This is a genomic window from Pantoea sp. B_9 (assembly GCF_008632015.1).
In the GTDB taxonomy this organism is placed as follows: Bacteria; Pseudomonadota; Gammaproteobacteria; order Enterobacterales; family Enterobacteriaceae; genus Pantoea; species Pantoea dispersa.
On record NZ_VWVL01000001.1, the window covers coordinates 1,161,017 to 1,176,643 of the forward strand.

At 55.1% G+C, this 15,627-nt stretch carries 18 protein-coding genes and 1 tRNA gene; 9 read left to right on the forward strand and 10 right to left on the reverse strand.

Annotated elements, in window-relative coordinates:
• Nucleotides 1-186: 186 nt before the first annotated feature.
• Nucleotides 187-426, forward strand: coding sequence for a biofilm development regulator YmgB/AriR family protein (locus F3I21_RS05595; protein ID WP_021508614.1), 240 nt, complete (start codon nt 187-189; stop codon nt 424-426).
• 221 nt (nt 427-647) lie between these two features.
• On the opposite strand, the gene F3I21_RS05600 is transcribed toward F3I21_RS05595, so the two are convergent.
• Together F3I21_RS05600 and F3I21_RS05605 are read right to left on the reverse strand one after the other, a co-directional pair.
• Nucleotides 648-908, reverse strand: a complete 261-nt coding sequence (locus F3I21_RS05600) for a hypothetical protein (protein ID WP_150058462.1) — start codon at nt 906-908, stop codon at nt 648-650.
• Nucleotides 909-1,106: 198 nt separating this feature from the next.
• Nucleotides 1,107-2,570 carry a sugar porter family MFS transporter gene (locus F3I21_RS05605; RefSeq protein ID WP_081315752.1) on the reverse strand — a complete coding sequence of 488 codons (1,464 nt, stop codon included), beginning with the start codon at nt 2,568-2,570 and terminating at the stop codon, nt 1,107-1,109.
• Between the two features lie 343 nt (nt 2,571-2,913).
• Here F3I21_RS05605 and F3I21_RS05610 point away from each other — a divergent pair, with 343 nt between their 5' ends.
• Nucleotides 2,914-3,489 (forward strand): TetR/AcrR family transcriptional regulator, encoded by a 576-nt coding sequence (locus tag F3I21_RS05610; RefSeq protein ID WP_190286070.1) that lies wholly within the window; start codon nt 2,914-2,916, stop codon nt 3,487-3,489.
• A 23-nt stretch (nt 3,490-3,512) separates the two neighbouring features.
• On the opposite strand, the gene F3I21_RS05615 is transcribed toward F3I21_RS05610, so the two are convergent.
• Both F3I21_RS05615 and F3I21_RS05620 read right to left on the reverse strand, forming a co-directional pair.
• Nucleotides 3,513-4,193 (reverse strand): BPL-N domain-containing protein, encoded by a 681-nt coding sequence (locus tag F3I21_RS05615; protein WP_223815640.1) that lies wholly within the window; start codon nt 4,191-4,193, stop codon nt 3,513-3,515.
• Between the two features lie 299 nt (nt 4,194-4,492).
• Nucleotides 4,493-4,948: a MarR family winged helix-turn-helix transcriptional regulator gene (locus tag F3I21_RS05620; protein WP_058769416.1), complete on the reverse strand. Its 456-nt coding sequence runs from the start codon at nt 4,946-4,948 to the stop codon at nt 4,493-4,495.
• A gap of 77 nt (nt 4,949-5,025) precedes the next feature.
• Between F3I21_RS05620 and F3I21_RS05625 the strand changes: the two genes are divergently transcribed.
• Entirely contained in the window at nt 5,026-6,105 is a 1,080-nt protein-coding gene (locus tag F3I21_RS05625; protein WP_141497081.1) for an NAD(P)/FAD-dependent oxidoreductase, read from the forward strand.
• A gap of 43 nt (nt 6,106-6,148) precedes the next feature.
• On the opposite strand, the gene F3I21_RS05630 is transcribed toward F3I21_RS05625, so the two are convergent.
• The 5 genes from F3I21_RS05630 to F3I21_RS05650 all read right to left on the reverse strand — a co-directional run bounded on the left by F3I21_RS05630 (nt 6,149) and on the right by F3I21_RS05650 (nt 9,657).
• Nucleotides 6,149-6,352 (reverse strand): hypothetical protein, encoded by a 204-nt coding sequence (locus F3I21_RS05630; RefSeq protein ID WP_150058464.1) that lies wholly within the window; start codon nt 6,350-6,352, stop codon nt 6,149-6,151.
• Between the two features lie 150 nt (nt 6,353-6,502).
• Entirely contained in the window at nt 6,503-6,928 is a 426-nt protein-coding gene (locus tag F3I21_RS05635; protein ID WP_223815630.1) for a cell envelope integrity TolA C-terminal domain-containing protein, read from the reverse strand.
• Between the two features lie 349 nt (nt 6,929-7,277).
• Complete coding sequence (locus tag F3I21_RS05640) at nt 7,278-8,525, reverse strand: PD-(D/E)XK nuclease family protein (protein ID WP_150058465.1); 1,248 nt, start codon at nt 8,523-8,525, stop codon at nt 7,278-7,280.
• A 456-nt stretch (nt 8,526-8,981) separates the two neighbouring features.
• A tRNA-Arg gene (locus F3I21_RS05645) sits at nt 8,982-9,058 on the reverse strand.
• Between the two features lie 95 nt (nt 9,059-9,153).
• Nucleotides 9,154-9,657, reverse strand: a complete 504-nt coding sequence (locus tag F3I21_RS05650; protein ID WP_141496716.1) for a DUF1198 family protein — start codon at nt 9,655-9,657, stop codon at nt 9,154-9,156.
• 175 nt (nt 9,658-9,832) lie between these two features.
• Here F3I21_RS05650 and folD point away from each other — a divergent pair, with 175 nt between their 5' ends.
• Complete coding sequence (gene folD / locus F3I21_RS05655) at nt 9,833-10,699, forward strand: bifunctional methylenetetrahydrofolate dehydrogenase/methenyltetrahydrofolate cyclohydrolase FolD (RefSeq protein WP_058757932.1); 867 nt, start codon at nt 9,833-9,835, stop codon at nt 10,697-10,699.
• Entirely contained in the window at nt 10,699-10,911 is a 213-nt protein-coding gene (gene ybcJ, locus F3I21_RS05660) for a ribosome-associated protein YbcJ (RefSeq protein WP_010618497.1), read from the forward strand. The genes folD and ybcJ overlap by 1 nt, the downstream gene beginning before the upstream one ends.
• Before the next feature lie 148 nt (nt 10,912-11,059).
• On the opposite strand, the gene cysS is transcribed toward ybcJ, so the two are convergent.
• Entirely contained in the window at nt 11,060-12,445 is a 1,386-nt protein-coding gene (gene cysS, locus F3I21_RS05665) for a cysteine--tRNA ligase (RefSeq protein WP_021508630.1), read from the reverse strand.
• A 218-nt stretch (nt 12,446-12,663) separates the two neighbouring features.
• On the opposite strand from cysS, the gene ppiB reads away from it, so the two are divergent.
• From ppiB to purK, 4 genes are all read left to right on the forward strand, one after another.
• Nucleotides 12,664-13,158 (forward strand): peptidylprolyl isomerase B, encoded by a 495-nt coding sequence (gene ppiB / locus F3I21_RS05670; protein WP_021508631.1) that lies wholly within the window; start codon nt 12,664-12,666, stop codon nt 13,156-13,158.
• The gene (locus F3I21_RS05675) at nt 13,158-13,874 is read left to right on the forward strand and encodes a UDP-2,3-diacylglucosamine diphosphatase (protein WP_058769412.1); all 717 of its coding nucleotides are present in this window, start codon (nt 13,158-13,160) and stop codon (nt 13,872-13,874) included. Before ppiB ends, F3I21_RS05675 begins: the two co-directional genes overlap by 1 nt.
• A 133-nt stretch (nt 13,875-14,007) precedes the next feature.
• Entirely contained in the window at nt 14,008-14,517 is a 510-nt protein-coding gene (purE, locus tag F3I21_RS05680) for a 5-(carboxyamino)imidazole ribonucleotide mutase (RefSeq protein WP_021508633.1), read from the forward strand.
• Nucleotides 14,514-15,578 (forward strand): 5-(carboxyamino)imidazole ribonucleotide synthase, encoded by a 1,065-nt coding sequence (gene purK / locus F3I21_RS05685; RefSeq protein WP_150058466.1) that lies wholly within the window; start codon nt 14,514-14,516, stop codon nt 15,576-15,578. The genes purE and purK overlap by 4 nt, the downstream gene beginning before the upstream one ends.
• Nucleotides 15,579-15,627: the final 49 nt, after the last annotated feature.

Sequence of the window (15,627 nt, forward strand, 5' to 3'; positions counted from 1 at the left end):
CCTTAATCTCAGGGGCTTACGTACTGAAATAACCGGCGTAATGGGTGGGTTCAGCGGCAGGAAATACGGTATTGGTTTGGACAACCCGCTGATTTCCTGACACGGGGAGAGGATTGTTGCTGTACAGACGATATCGTATCGGTTACTTTGCGCCCTACAAGATGATCGTGTGCTGCAGGTGGACAAATGAGAAACAACGGGCTGCCGCCTTGTCACAATACCGGACTAGCCGGTTACTTCAGTCAGGTCACCGATCCCCGCCAGATTGCGCTACTGGGACGCATCACCGTTGAAATTTTGCGTCAGGAACGTCGGCTGACGCGCACCGCGATCTGCCTCAAGCTTATCGGGCACATCAATGACACGGACGATGACGTCGAAGCGGAACAGGCACGTTCCCTGCTGGCGATGCTGTTTGGTCGCTGATCGTTTGATTCATCCGCTCACCTTCAGCGCGTTGCACATCCGTCGCTAAAGCCCGCATCCGTTGCCACATGCCGCGTTGCCGAAAATCGTTAATACGAGGTTTGATGGTGGTGAAGACGTCATCCCTGACAGTTTTCTCCGGCCGGTACACGCTAACGCGCGTCCGATGAGGTCATCTACGTTGTCGTCTTCCGGCCAGAGCCGGACTACGTCTTATGGCGTCAGTTCTTCTCGTCGTTCAGGCCTGCAAGCGTCTGCAGGTACGGCACATGGTTCGCGGCCTGCTCAGGCTCATCAAAGCTTCTGAGCCAGCCGATCGCCTCTGAAATCGCGGACAGACGTGTGTCGCTGCCGCCAGCGCGTTTCATGTGTCTGAGCTCGTCGATAAGCGTATTAACGCTGATCTTCTTTTTGCCCAAAGCCAGGCTCAGTGCCGCTTCGCCAATAATGACGTGCCCTTTCCCGTCGTGTTGAATAGACAAATTTACTTCCTCCATTTCACGTTGATGAGAACCTCACGTCACACTGTAGACCCTATTGAGCGAACCGGTGCAGGCAAGTTCTGAAATGAAGCCTGTAACAGGATTTATTTAACGAGCATGAAAAATGCCGCGGCGGGTGCCGCGACAAAGGTTTCTGTCGGCAGGCGCTGGCGCAACCTGCCTCAGCATGACGACGATTCAGCCTGATGACGCGGCTTGATCCGCAGGTTCACCAAAATGCTCGCGCATGTGGGATTCAATTTCTTCCAGTGATTTCCCCCGGGTTTCCGGCAACATCACCGCGATAAACACCAGGGAAGCTACGTTGATTGCGGCAAAGATAAAGAACGCCTTATTACCCACCAGCGACAGCAAAGGCGGAAACGCCAGCGCCACCACGGCGTTGCATATCCACTGAAACGCTACCGCTGAACCGGTTAATACCCCGCGAACTTTCATCGGAAATAACTCCGACATCAGCAGCCAGTAAACCGGGGAAATGCACATCTGCATAAAGAACAGGAACACCAGAATACACGCCAGCGCCAGCAGGCTTTGCGTCAGGCTTTGCGGCATGAGAACCAGCACCGCGCCCAGCGCCAGTTGCATCGCAATCACCACCGCCAGCCCGGTCATCAGCATCGGGCGCCGGCCGAAATGACTGATGGCTTTAATACCGGCAAAGGTGGCCAGTACCGATACCACCCCGTTGCCGATGGTAGCCGCAATCGAAGCACTGGTGCCCAGCCCGGTACTTTTCAGAATGACTGGCGTGTAATACATGAAGGCGTTGACGCCGGTAAACTGCGCGACGATGCCCATGCCGCAGCCCAGCAGCAGCAGACGCACAATCCATTTTTCTTTTAACAGTTCGCGCGCGGGTGGCCCCTGACGGGCTTCGCGGGCATTCTGCCGCATCTCTGCCATCTCTTTTTTAATCTCGCGCGGATTTTCCCGCAGTTTGCGCAGGATACGCAGCGCCTCATTAAAGCGCCCTTCCGCCACCATCCAGTGCGGTGAAGCCGGGACAAAAAAGGTGCCAATAAACAGCAGAATGCCGGGGATCATCGCCAGCGACAGCATATAGCGCCACATGCCCGGATCGTGCAGTAACAAACTCATGGCGGCGCTGACGACATAAGCCAGCAGTTGCCCTGACACAATCATCAGTTCGTTGCGGCTGACCAGTGGTGCCCGGCGCTTAGGCCCGGCAATTTCAGCGATAAAGACCGGAACCGTTGACGATCCGCCGCCCACCGCGAAACCCAGAATAAAGCGCATCACCACCATGATTTCCAGATTCGGCGCAACCGTGGTGCCTAACGCCCCGGCAATGAACAACAGGGCAAGGCTGCGTAACGTGATACGGCGACCAAAGCGGTCTGAGACATAACCGCTGATGAACGCGCCGAGCGCGGAGCCAAAGGTGAGCGCAGAGGTCACCAGCCCTTCAGTAAATGGCGTGAGATCGAGACCGCCCTGCGCGGCGGGCAGCGTCATGTAGGGCAGCGCGCCGGAAATAATGCCGGTGTCGTAGCCAAACGCCAGCGCGCCCATCGTGGCGACTAACACCACAAAAAACAGGCGCTGCTGAACAGTGAACGTCAGGCTGCCGCTATCATCGGATTGAGACTGCGAAGGATTTTGCTTGCTATCGTCCATGGGTGATTCAAGACCTGGTCAATGACGGGATAAAAAAGGAGGTTTGAGTATAGTCAGAAACGAGAAAGTGTGAGGCCGGTCACGATTTTTACCGGATGGCGACGGAATAAAAATCCCGCACCACCCTGACTGCTCAGCGCAGGTTTGCGCCGCAGCCGCGCCCTCGCACTACGCTCCCCCCTGGCTGGCCTGCTGCAATCCCGCTCCCGACAGGGGGAAAATTTTCTGCTAAGGTACGCTGGCTGGTTAATGAGAAACACGCTAAGGCGTAACGCAGAAAGGCAGTTCCGGCGACAGGTTGCTGAATTAACGTTCAGGACAACGGTGTCTTTTAAGGTTGAACGTGAAAAAAGAAACGGTTAAGAAAAATATCATTCTCGCGGCGCTGCAGCTGTTTCGGGAGCGCGGCTTCAACAATGTTTCAACCCGCGATCTGACCAATACGCTGGGCATATCCCGCAGCCACATCTACCACTATTTCAAAAACTGGGATGCGCTGAGGCTGGACTCGATTGCTTTCATGCTGGATGAGGACGTTGCCGCTTTCTCTGTAGAGAGTGAAAAGCGGGATGATTCACAGCATGACGCCTTTTTTCGTGCGCTGGTGGATTATCTCCTGCCAGACGGGCCGGCTTCTCACTGGTTGATCTACCTCGAGTTGTGGCCGCTGGCGGCAAGGGATACGCAATATGAGCAGCTGCTGCTCTCCAGCACGCAGACGTGGACAGCGATCATCCGTCAGGGCTTATCCGGCCAGGCATTTGGCCACCTCAGCGAAGCAGGTAAAGACGAGGTGGCGCGTAATCTTCACGCCCTGATTGACGGTTACTCAAGCGCGCTTATTCTTAACTACTCTGCGGATAAGCGGACACGTTTTTTTCTTGAGATAATGGCCGCCTTGCAGAAACTTTGTCGCTAGCGGGGATTTTTCCACATAGCCGCTTACCTTCCGGGCTTTAAATCATTAAACAGCCTGGCCATCTTGCTGCCGGCTGAGGTGTAGGCCGGATTGTTTTTCTCCGGCGCCATCCAGCTTTCATCCGCTTCCGGATGCGGTCCGCTCAGGAGCACCGTGCCTTTACCGTAAGTATATTTCGCCAGCGCGATATCACCGTTGGCATAGCGCGCCAGAGCGACGAAGCCGTGCGCGTCTTCGGCATTCAGGTAAGGACCATCCTGATAATAAAATTTTTCGGTTTTCCCCTGCCAGACAACATCGACAACGTAATCGCCCTCATCGGGTATGTTAGTCCCCTTGCGCATGACTTCAGAGTCCAGCGATGAGGGGATCAGCCCCAGCCAGTTTTCATCGGCCAGATACGCGCCCATGCACAATCCGAGAAAGCTTTTTCCATTGCGGACAAATTTGCGTATGGCCTCAGCTCCTTCGTCGCCCAGCGCAGCAAAGGCGCCGGGGATGTCCTGCCCGCCTCCGGGCTGGATATACACATCAAAGGTGGCGAGATTATCCTCCGTGACCTTTATTTTTTCCTGCTCTCCGACATACGCGATGTCCAGCGGCAGACCGCTCTGTTCCAGCGCTTTACGGACCATTTCGGAGCAGCCCGGACAGCCTGCACCGCCGCGATAGATAGCGACATGGGTGACGGCAGCACTGGCCATATTCGCGGTGGCTAACCCGCCGGCAAGCAGAATGGCAGCATACGTCAGAAGGTTCTTCATCAGATAACGCCAGAAACGGGAGGAGGCTCTCAGTAACATTGTTTTCACCATCAGCGGCAGGACCAGGCTCAAAATTAGAGCGACCGCTCAATTTAGGGCCAGCACGAAGACGCTGTCAACAGCCTGACAGCGCGAAAAATGCAAACCCCTGTTTTAATTAGTCTTTCACATGATCCCGTCAACGGCTTCCGTGATTGTGCAGGTTGCAGAAGGAGTGTCTGAACCTGACCGGCCGGGAATTATTCGATAAAACCGCTGGCAGACTGCCGTAACCGCCCGGTGATGGCGATCAGCCCTTCGATGTCTTCCGGCGTCAGCAAATCGAGGAAATTTCGCCGCACGCCCGCGGCATGTATCGGCCGCGCTGTAGCAAGCAGCTGGCTCCCTGCCTCTGTCATGCGGACTGAAATCCCTGCGCGAGTCGTGCGGCTGCGCTGTACCAGATCCCGGGCGGCCATACGTGAAAGCTGGTGCGATAGCCGCGACTTGTCCCATTCAAGGTATTCCAGCAGCTCACGCTGCAGCAGTACGCCCTGCGGACTGCGGTTGATTTCCATCAGGATCATGAAATCCGGACCGGACAACCCGGTCGCCTCATTGATCTCTCTGACAATGCGTCCGGTGATGATTTCAGCAAGCCGGCGATATCCGCGCCATGCCTGCCACTCTGCGTCTGAAATCTCTGTGCTGCCCATTATTTATCCCGTCGCGTAGTTGATGTGTCAACTTTGTGATTATACAGTATCCACTTTCACATTGGGGAAGAAAAGACATGTCGGACAAACTGACTATCGCTATCGTGGGCGGCGGCCCGGCAGGCCTCACGGCGGCCGTGATTCTTCAGCGCCACGGTTTTAACGTAACGGTGTTTGAGGATGAGCCGGCGGATGCTGCACGGAGTCAGGGCGGCTCGCTTGATTTGCATGCTGACAGCGGCCAGGCGGCGCTGCGCAGAGCGGGCCTGCTGGAGCAGTTCATCAGTATCGCCAGGCATGAGGATCAGGAAAGCCGGATGCTGAATTACCTTACCGGAGACATTGAGGTCGACAAATTCACGCCGGAAGGTGAAATGGATAAACCGGAAATCGATCGCGGCGAGTTGAAAAACTTGCTGCTGAGCGCCCTGTTACCACAGACCCTGCAGTGGGATCACAAACTGCATTACGTTGACGATGGCCAGCAAAAAGCGCACGGGCTGGTATTCAGAAACGGCAGGCGCTACGAAGCCGATATTGTGATTGGTGCTGACGGTGCCTGGTCGCGGGTCCGCCGTTATCTGACACCGGTACGTCCGGTTTATACCGGTATTACCTTTTTCGAAGGCTGGATAGATCACCCGTCCGACCAAATCAACGGCATTGCCGGCAACGGGACCGCGTTCAGCTTTGGCGGTGCGCAGACGCTGGTCACACAACGCAACGGCGGCGGGAGGATTTGCGTCTATGCGGCGATGAAGCGCGCCCCTGATGTCATCGATCAACACATAACCTCCTCCGGCCTCACCGCCTGGGTGCGCGACAGCTACCGCGACTGGGCCGCTTCCCTGCAATTGGTGGTTAACGCCACCGGTGACTATGTCAGGCGCCCGATTTACAGCCTGCCCGCCGATTTTGGCTGGGCACCACGGCCGGGCATCACCCTGATTGGCGATGCCGCTCACCTGATGCCGCCGGTTGGCGTGGGAGTCAACCTGGCGATGCTTGATGCTTCAGACCTGGCTCTGGCACTGTGCGAGGCCTCGCACCCGCAGAACGGACTGCGCTCTGCGGAGATCCTGATTATGGAACGCGCACGCGACATGATGCCTGATGCAATAGCGGGGTTTCAGAACTGGTTCGATGTGAAAGCCTGACACCAGTTTTACGTGACCCGCCACCCGCAGTTTACTGTTGCTTTTATTCCGCCTCTTTCTGTTTTTTGGCGGCCATGTGGTGGCCCACCGCGCAACCCGCTGCCGCACCGGCAACGCCATGATGAACCAGATGACCTGCCACACCGCCAGCGACGGCGCCTTTCAGGCACCCTTTTGCCTCTGCCTGGGCGCTAACGACTAAAAGAAGGCCTGCCGCTGCCAGGGCCGCAATCCACTGTTTTTTCATTGCCGTAAATCTCCATAAAGATACGTGTTATGTCAGTGCTGCTGAGCATAGCCTGGCAGCACTGACGGCGTGATATACAGGGGTTAAACGGCGAACTTTGTTACCTATGGTTACGCTTATGCAGCAACGGTCTGATCAGGACAAAATCAGTCAGGGCGCAAAACGCACCGGTATCTTTTCTTTCAGATACACAGGCCGCATAGGAAAGGTGTTGGCATCTATCGCCTGCTTTACCGCATCGATAGCGACGGCGCACAGATCAGCATCTCCGCCCTGCGCAGTGACGTTTGTCGGTGGCTGACCTAAGGGTTGCGTAATGACCAAATCACAGGTCTTACCGTGATATAAATTCGCGTCAAAAAACCGATACTGTATTGCGGTAACGGCCTGACAAAGCCACAGATGCGTATCTTTATTTGCTATTTGCGAGGAGGTTTGCGATTCGCACTCGCTTCTTATCTCGGAAGCGGTTGGAAACCTGAATGACTGCCTTGCTGTTTGTTTAGTATGGGACTGGCAGCCGACTAATAACATGACGGCGATAAATGAGAGTGTTTTTTTCATCATGGCTTCCATGCGGATCATTTATGCATTTATAGCATCCCGGACAGATTGCGGAAACCGTGCCTGCTATCGGGTTGCTTTCGCATTGGCAGCGAATACTCACAACCCAGCAACCGACCACATTATAGATGTGAGAATAAACAGCGTAACGTCTCAAGCCAATTCGCAGACCCCATCAAAGGTTGCGAAATAAGGCCAGCGTGTTTTGGGCAGCCTGACATGCAGGGATAGGTTTCTGTTGAAAGGTCGGGACGGCTGCAGAATAAATTCAGTAAAGATCTCTCTGCGCCCCCGACTCAATCCCCAATACGTAAGTGATTTACTGAGCGTCCTTAGTATGATTTTCTTCTTCACTCAGGTGTTAGGAAGATGTTCTCAACAATGATAAGTCCATTTCGTCATGTATGCGTTTTGCAATACTAATTATTGATTGTGCAAAACTGCCCTCTCCACGCTCAAGCAGCAATGCCCAGGCATCTGATTCCATATTCCAATTGCGTGGAACATTCATACCCGCATCAACATAGCACCACCAGGGCCACCATCCTTCACTTTCGATTTTTGCATCGATTTCAGGAAAAACATGCCTCATCGATTGAGCGATTGCAGGAAAATAATCATTATGCAACTTCTCGTGTGGCTCGATAGTTGAGCAGATCCCGTAAGCCAGATTACGGTAATCGCTGGTTTCAAACTCCCAGCATAATTTGAAGTCATCACCTTCTTTAAATAACACTGAGAACGTTGCGTATTTACTGCCTGTGCGTAACTCATCATTCATATCAACCCTGAACCCCAATGGCGATAGTTCCTGACGAAGATATACGATGAAATCTTTCCACAGGCGTTCTTTTACCTGACGCATATTCTGAGCAATTAAAAAAGCTGCGCTGAGATTTTGCGGTGAAGCGACCAGTTTTTCTGTGAGTTCATTTTGCAGTTCCATAGCTGTTTCTCCATTAATATCTTCGCGAATGAATTTTATCAGAGCGTCTACAAAGCATCGTACTGCTGGTGCTTCAATGTGCAATGCACAGCGCGAAAGCCAGTTTTCCAACTGGAAAAAAGTGATAGCTTTTACATGCTTGTTTATTTCGTCAGGTGACTGAGCGCGAAAAGTAAACTCATTTATTTCGTTGTTACAGAGGTATACTAAGGACCATCCACTGCCTCGTCGCTTCGCTTCCGCTGCTAACCAGTGAGCATAGTCATAAAGTTGATCTTTTTGGTCGACTGCCCAGGGTTTGTTTTCAATACCTGTTAACTCGTTTTGATCCGCGACCAATATGTCAATTCTACGACTATTAGAAATGGTGAATTCAGTTGAAGTCCGAGCCTTCATGTCAGCTTTGAGCGTTTCTGGCTTCTCAATTAATTGATAAAAACTCGTGAGAAATAGATCACCCTGAGCATGGCTTTCATCGGGGCTAAGAAGGAATGCCAAACATTTAGAAAGCGTATTTTCATTAATATTAAAAAAACGTAACAAACGAAAATCGGGAGCTATCTTACTGGCATAACGCTTCTTTGCTTGCTGATAGCCCTCTTGCATTAACACAGTGCTACGCAACAACTCTCGTATATCTCGCCACTCATCGTTCTTTTCCATTATTCAGTCCCTTGTGTGATAATTTAGCCTTTTCAAATACTTTAACTATGTAGCAAGCAATTACTGAAAAAAAATCTCCTGTTTTTGAAGTCAGTGTATTGTAATCTTTATCTATCTTTCAGCCAACATTCCTCGATAGTTTTAGCAATGATGTTGTTCATTTCCCCCTCTAAATTTAGGAGATTAAATGTCAGATATGCGGCACCCTACTGAAAGTAATAGATGGAGAAGTCAATATCTTCGTAAACATCCTTGTCAGGATTATCACGTATATGCGACATCGGACAAATTAAAATGTCACCGCGGTATCGGGTATTTGGCCTATCCCTGGTATCAGATACCACCTTCAGTTAGTAATATCGGATCATGCCCCTGAACCAGGGAGGAGCATATAGAAGTGTTATATTTTGATTTAAAAGGAAAAAGCAAAATAAAGAGGCTTTTAACAGGAGAAAATGGCACGCCCTACAGGATTCGAACCTGTGACCTACGGCTTAGAAGGCCGGTGCTCTATCCAGCTGAGCTAAGGGCGCATAGAAGATGCGTCGGATTATACGTCGGCACGCTGGCGCGTCAACGTTTTTGCCGCCAACGGACGGCAGAGTGACGAGGGAATGAACAATTCGCCTTAATGACGCTGGCGCCACTCGCTCAGCGAGACCAGATTACTCACCTCCGCGGATTCCCCTTCCAGTTCAATCCCCTGCGGCGTGAAGCGCGCATTATACTGCTCGCGTAACGCATGCAGCTCCTGGCTGTCCGGCTCCAGCTGGCGCAGAAAGCCCAGCGCCAGCAACAGCTGCTGACGTGAAATCAGAGCGGAGAACCCCGCCTTCGTCAGAATGTGATGCCAGCGCTGCGCGTTCTCATCGCTGCCATCAACAATCAGCACCTGCCAGATCAGCAGCACCGCCGCGCCATTATTGAGGTGCGCTTCGTTGTCGCCGCGAATGTAATCGGTGAACTCGTTTGCCGCCTCTTTGCCCATCTGCGCAAGCAGCGATTCAACATGCACCGGCGGCAGCTGCAGCCGCTTGCTGAGCGCCTGCGCGGCGTGGCGCGAACCGGCGGTCAGCAACTGAAATCCCACAACAAACACTATCGCCAGCGTGGCGAGCATCAACCAAATCATCACGTGTTCCACATCGTTGCCTGGCGGGCATAATACGCGCTAAGCCTGGCGCGCGCCACGGCGAAAAATCGGGAAACCGGTCGCGTAAACGAATCTGTGACTGACAGCCGCACGCGCTTCTGACAGAATAGGCGCCATCCCCGATTTAACTCTCTACAGATGGATTTCCTCTCTGATGGCAGCAAAAATTATTGACGGTAAAACGATTGCGCAGCAGGTGCGCCTTGAGGTTGCCGAAAAAGTGCAGCAGCGTCTCGCTGCCGGTAAACGCGCCCCTGGCCTGGCCGTGGTGCTGGTCGGCGAAAACCCGGCATCGCAGATCTATGTCGCTAACAAACGCCGCGCCTGCGAAGAGGTCGGTTTTGTCTCGCGCGCTTATAACCTGCCCGCCAGCACCAGCGAAGCTGAACTGCTGGAGGTGATCGATGAGCTGAACAATGACGACGCTATCGATGGCATTCTGGTGCAGCTGCCGCTGCCGGCCGGGATCGATAATGTCAAAGTGCTGGAGCGCATCACGCCGGATAAAGACGTTGATGGCTTCCATCCTTATAACGTCGGTCGTTTGTGCCAGCGCGCCCCTAAGCTGCGTCCGTGTACGCCACGCGGCATCGTGACGCTGCTGGAGCGCTATAACATCGATACCTACGGCCTGAACGCCGTGGTGGTTGGCGCATCGAATATCGTTGGTCGCCCGATGAGCATGGAGCTGCTGCTGGCCGGCTGCACCACCACCGTCACGCACCGTTTTACCAAAGATCTGCGCCATCACGTTGAGCATGCCGACCTGCTGGTAGTGGCGGTCGGTAAGCCGGGCTTTATCCCGGGCGACTGGATCAAACCAGGTGCGATTGTGATTGATGTCGGTATTAACCGGCTGGAAAGTGGCAAAGTGGTCGGTGATGTGGATTTTGCGTCAGCCTCTGAGCGCGCGGCTTACATCACGCCTGTACCGGGCGGCGTTGGCCCGATGACGGTCGCCACGCTGATTGAGAACACGCTGCTGGCGTGCGAGCAATATCACGATGTGGAGCAGGCATAATGGCGAGTTTTTCACTGGGTAAACATGCGCACGTTGATTTGTGCGATCTGCTGAAGCTGGAAGGCTGGGTGGAGAGCGGCGCGCAGGCCAAAGCGGTGATCGACGAAGGCGAAGTGCGCGTTGATGGTGCCATCGAGACGCGTAAGCGCTGCAAGATTTTTCCCGGTCAGACGGTTGAGTTTGCCGGTCAGCGCGTAACGGTTGTGGCCTGATTTTACCAGGCAAATCCGGACCTGTAGCGGCGCAATTTATTGCGCAATGAATTGCGCCGCTACGATAAGTGCATCAGGTTAATTACCCATAACCAGTGGGTTAAAGTTAGCCGTATAAAAAAGGGCGAACCGCAGTTCGCCCTTTTTATTATTTACGGCGCCAGCTTGACCCCTGCGGGCCATCTTCCACAATAACTCCCAGCTCATTCAGCTTGTCACGCGCAATATCTGCCTGCGCCCAGTCTTTTGCAGCACGCGCATCGGCGCGGGTTTTCACCCAGTGTTCAATCTCCGCCACTTCATCGGCATTCACCTGTGCGCCACTCTGCAGGAACTGCTCCGGATCCTGCTGCAGAATGCCCAGTACATCGGCCAGCTGACGCAGTTTTGCGGCCAGCGCATCGGCGGCGGCTTTATCTTCACCCTTCAGGCGATTGACTTCACGCGCCATATCGAAGAGCACCGAGTAAGCTTCCGGCGTGTTGAAATCATCGTCCATGGCGGTACGGAAGCGGGCTTCAAACGCCTCACCGCCAGCCGGCGTTGCGCTGGCATCGGTATGGCGCAGCGCGGTGTAAAGACGCTCCAGCGCCGCACGTGCCTGATTCAGGTTATCTTCGCCATAGTTGAGCTGGCTGCGATAGTGGCCGGACATCAGGAAGTAGCGCACGGTTTCCGCATCGTAGTGCTGCAGCACATCGCGCACGGTAAAGAAGTTGCCGAGCGATTTTGACATCTTTTCCCGGTCAACCATCACCATGCCGGAGTGCATCCAGTAGTTCACGTACGGGCCATCGTGTGCACAGGTCGACTGCGCCACTTCGTTCTCATGGTGCGGGAACATCAGGTCTGAACCGCCGCCGTGGATGTCGAAATGGGTGCCAAGCTGTTTGCAGTTCATCGCCGAGCACTCAATGTGCCAGCCCGGACGGCCATTGCCCCACGGTGAGTTCCACGCCGGCTCATCGGCTTTGGACATTTTCCACAGCACAAAGTCCATCGGGTTGCGCTTCACTTCCGCCACTTCCACGCGCGCGCCGGCCTGCAGCTGTTCGAGATCCTGACGCGACAGCGCGCCGTAATCTTTATCGCTCAGCACATCAAACATCACGTCGCCGTTATCCGCCACGTAGGCATGACCGCGATCGATCAGTTTGCCGACCAGTTCGATGATCTCCGCGATGTGGCGCGTGGCGCGCGGCTCGAGATCCGGCGGCAGAATACCCAGCGCGGCAAAATCTTTGTGCATTTCGGCGATCATCCGGTTGGTCAGCGTTTCAATGCTTTCCCCGTTTTCGTTGGCACGTTTAATGATCTTGTCATCGATATCGGTGATATTACGCACGTATTTCAGCTTATAGCCCACGTAACGCAGGTAACGCGCGACCACGTCGAATGCCACAAAGGTACGCCCATGGCCGATATGACAGAGGTCGTAAACCGTGATTCCACACACGTACATACCGATTTCACCGGCATGAATGGGTTTAAATTCCTCTTTCTGGCGACTCAGGGTGTTATAGATCTTTAGCATTGAACGATTCCGTTGTTTACGTGTGCGGGATACGCCTTCTTGATGTAGCCGGTTATTGTGCCGTATTTTTCCGACTTGTGCATCGCTCGCTTCGCAACTGCCGTTGCCTTACTGACGCGTTATTGGAAATTGTGATATAAGAGGCGTCTACAAAAATGCCCCGCCGCCTTGCCGGTGCGGCAGTTGATACTGACGACAACCTCCACAGGACGAATATAATGGTCACTTTCCAGACGAACCATGGCGATATCGTAATCAAAACCTTCGATGACAAAGCGCCGGCTACCGTACAGAACTTCCTGGACTACTGCCGTGAAGGTTTCTACGACAACACCATTTTTCACCGCGTGATCAACGGTTTCATGATTCAGGGCGGCGGTTTCGAGCCGGGCATGAAGCAGAAAGCCACCAAAGCAGACATCCGCAACGAAGCCAACAACGGCCTGAAAAACACCAAAGGCACGCTGGCGATGGCGCGTACTCAGGCACCTCACTCGGCTACCGCACAGTTCTTCATCAACGTTGCCGATAACGACTTCCTGAACTTCCGTGACGAAAGCCTGCAGGGCTGGGGTTACTGCGTGTTTGCCGAAGTGGTTGAAGGCATGGACGTGGTCGAAAAAATCAAAGCAGTGAAAACCGGCCGCAGCGGCATGCACCAGGACGTGCCAGTTGATGACGTGATCATCCAGAAAGTGACCGTCAGCGAGTAATGTCGCGCACGCTGTTTATCGCAGATTTACATCTGTGTCAGGAAGAACCGGCAATCACTGCCGGTTTTCTGCATTTTTTGCAGCGGGAAGCGCAGCAGTGTGATGCGCTTTACATCCTTGGCGATCTGTTTGAAGCCTGGATTGGCGATGACGATCCTAATCCGCTGCATCAGCAGATCGCCGACGCCCTGCGTGCCCTGCCGGTACCCAAATTCTTCATTCACGGCAATCGCGACTTCCTGTTAGGTCAACAGTTTGCCCGCGCCAGCGGCATGACGCTGCTGCCCGAAGAGCAGGTGCTGGAGCGCTATGGTCAGCGCGTGCTGATGATGCACGGCGACACGCTGTGTACTGACGATCACGGTTATCAGCGTTTTCGCGCCAAAGTGCATCAGCGCTGGCTGCAGCGGCTGTTTCTCGCGCTGCCGTTGCGTCTGCGCATGCGTATTGCTGCGCGGATGCGGGCCGACAGCCAGCAGGCCAACCAGCACAAGTCACTGAGCATCATGGACGTCAACCCGCAGGCAGTAGCCGCGGCGATGACGCGCCAGCAGGTGTCGATCCTGATTCACGGCCACACCCATCGCCCGGCGATTCATCAGTTCGAGCTCGCCGGCACGCCAGCGCAACGCGCGGTGCTGGGCGCGTGGCATGAGCGCGGATCAATGATTCAGCTGGACGCACAGGGCGTGCAGTTGATCGAATTTCCTTTCTGATTGTTTGCGGCGGAAATGCCGGTTTTCCGCCCACGCAACCGTTTTCCTTGCCGCTGTCTCGTGCTATTCTCTGTGCCCTTCTTTACCTGCCCGCCCGGCCAGGTTCGTTTGATTATTCACAGGAGTTGACCGCATGTCATCCAACGCCGCCCCGGCCCGTATCGCCATCGTCATGGGTTCCAAAAGTGACTGGGCTACCATGCAGTTCGCCGAGGAAATCCTTAACAGCCTGGATGTCCCGTTCCACGTTGAAGTGGTCTCTGCGCACCGTACGCCAGATAAGCTGTTCAGCTTTGCAGAGCGCGCAGCCGACAACGGTTTTCAGGTGATCATCGCCGGTGCCGGCGGTGCGGCGCACCTGCCAGGCATGCTGGCGGCGAAAACCCTGCTGCCGGTGCTGGGCGTACCGGTACAGAGTGCAGCGCTGAGCGGCGTGGACAGCCTCTACTCCATCGTGCAGATGCCGCGCGGTATTCCGGTCGGTACGCTGGCCATCGGTAAAGCCGGTGCCGCCAACGCCGCACTGCTGGCGGCGCAGATCCTGGCGATTCACGATCGCGATCTGGCTGCACGCCTGGCCGCCTGGCGTCAGAGCCAGACCGATGAGGTGCTGAATAATCCGGATCCGCGGGAGGACGCATGAAGCCAGTTTGCGTACTCGGCAACGGTCAGCTGGGCCGCATGCTGCGCCAGGCCGGCGAACCGCTGGGCATCGCCGTGTATCCGGTCGGGCTGGACGCGGAGCCGTCGGCACTGCCGATCGCGCAAAGCGTGATCACCGCGGAAATCGAGCGCTGGCCGGAAACCGCGCTGACGCGCGAGCTGGCTAACCATCCGGCGTTTGTCAATCGCGATATTTTTCCGCGCCTCGCCGATCGCCTGACGCAAAAGCAGCTGCTCGATCAGCTCAACCTGGCAACCGCGCCGTGGCAGTTGCTGGCCGATAAAAGCGAGTGGACGGCGGTGTTTAGCACGCTGGGCGAGCTGGCGATCGTCAAGCGCCGCACCGGCGGCTACGACGGCCGCGGCCAGTGGCGCCTGCGCGCCGACGAAACCGCAACGCTGCCGGATGAGTGCTACGGCGAGTGCATCGTTGAGCAGGGTATTAACTTCAGCGGTGAAGTCTCACTGGTGGGCGCGCGCGGGCACGATGGCCGCACGGTGTTTTATCCGCTGACGCACAACCTGCATCAGGACGGCATTCTGCGTACCAGCGTTGCCTTCCCGCAGGCTGATGCCGCGCAACAGCAGCAGGCAGAAGCGATGCTGAGCGCGATCATGCATGAGCTGAAGTACGTGGGCGTGATGGCGATGGAGTGTTTCGTCACACCGCAGGGCTTGCTGATCAATGAGCTGGCACCGCGCGTGCACAACAGTGGCCACTGGACACAGAATGGCGCCTCAATCAGCCAGTTTGAACTGCACCTGCGTGCGGTGCTCGGTCTGCCGCTGCCGCAGCCGGTGGTGTTTGCGCCGTCGGTGATGGTCAACCTGATTGGCACCGACCTCAATACCGACTGGCTGCAGCAGCCGCTGGTGCATCTGCACTGGTACGACAAAGAAGTCCGCGCCGGACGCAAGGTCGGCCACCTGAATCTGACCGACAGCGATCCGGCACGCCTCACCGCCGCACTCAATGCGCTGGTACCGCTGCTGCCTGACGCCTATGCGAGCGGCATTGCGTGGGCCGTGGCGAAGCTGTAGTTCTGCGGTGTTCCCCTCACCCTTGCCCTCTCCCACAGGGAGAGGGGAT

Excerpts from the sequence above, each read along its gene's own strand:
- F3I21_RS05640 (WP_150058465.1), bottom strand. The coding sequence starts at position 8,525 with ATGGAAAAGAACGATGAGTGGCGAGATATACGAGAGTTGTTGCGTAGC.
- purE (WP_021508633.1), top strand. The coding sequence starts at position 14,008 with ATGTCATCCAACGCCGCCCCGGCCCGTATCGCCATCGTCATGGGTTCC.
- F3I21_RS05595 (WP_021508614.1), top strand. The coding sequence starts at position 187 with ATGAGAAACAACGGGCTGCCGCCTTGTCACAATACCGGACTAGCCGGT.
- folD (WP_058757932.1), top strand. The coding sequence starts at position 9,833 with ATGGCAGCAAAAATTATTGACGGTAAAACGATTGCGCAGCAGGTGCGC.
- F3I21_RS05615 (WP_223815640.1), bottom strand. The coding sequence starts at position 4,193 with ATGGCCAGTGCTGCCGTCACCCATGTCGCTATCTATCGCGGCGGTGCA.
- F3I21_RS05650 (WP_141496716.1), bottom strand. The coding sequence starts at position 9,657 with ATGATTTGGTTGATGCTCGCCACGCTGGCGATAGTGTTTGTTGTGGGA.
- cysS (WP_021508630.1), bottom strand. The coding sequence starts at position 12,445 with ATGCTAAAGATCTATAACACCCTGAGTCGCCAGAAAGAGGAATTTAAA.
- F3I21_RS05635 (WP_223815630.1), bottom strand. The coding sequence starts at position 6,928 with ATGGAAGCCATGATGAAAAAAACACTCTCATTTATCGCCGTCATGTTA.
- F3I21_RS05630 (WP_150058464.1), bottom strand. The coding sequence starts at position 6,352 with ATGAAAAAACAGTGGATTGCGGCCCTGGCAGCGGCAGGCCTTCTTTTA.
- ppiB (WP_021508631.1), top strand. The coding sequence starts at position 12,664 with ATGGTCACTTTCCAGACGAACCATGGCGATATCGTAATCAAAACCTTC.
- ybcJ (WP_010618497.1), top strand. The coding sequence starts at position 10,699 with ATGGCGAGTTTTTCACTGGGTAAACATGCGCACGTTGATTTGTGCGAT.
- purK (WP_150058466.1), top strand. The coding sequence starts at position 14,514 with ATGAAGCCAGTTTGCGTACTCGGCAACGGTCAGCTGGGCCGCATGCTG.
- F3I21_RS05675 (WP_058769412.1), top strand. The coding sequence starts at position 13,158 with ATGTCGCGCACGCTGTTTATCGCAGATTTACATCTGTGTCAGGAAGAA.
- F3I21_RS05620 (WP_058769416.1), bottom strand. The coding sequence starts at position 4,948 with ATGGGCAGCACAGAGATTTCAGACGCAGAGTGGCAGGCATGGCGCGGA.
- F3I21_RS05625 (WP_141497081.1), top strand. The coding sequence starts at position 5,026 with ATGTCGGACAAACTGACTATCGCTATCGTGGGCGGCGGCCCGGCAGGC.
- F3I21_RS05605 (WP_081315752.1), bottom strand. The coding sequence starts at position 2,570 with ATGGACGATAGCAAGCAAAATCCTTCGCAGTCTCAATCCGATGATAGC.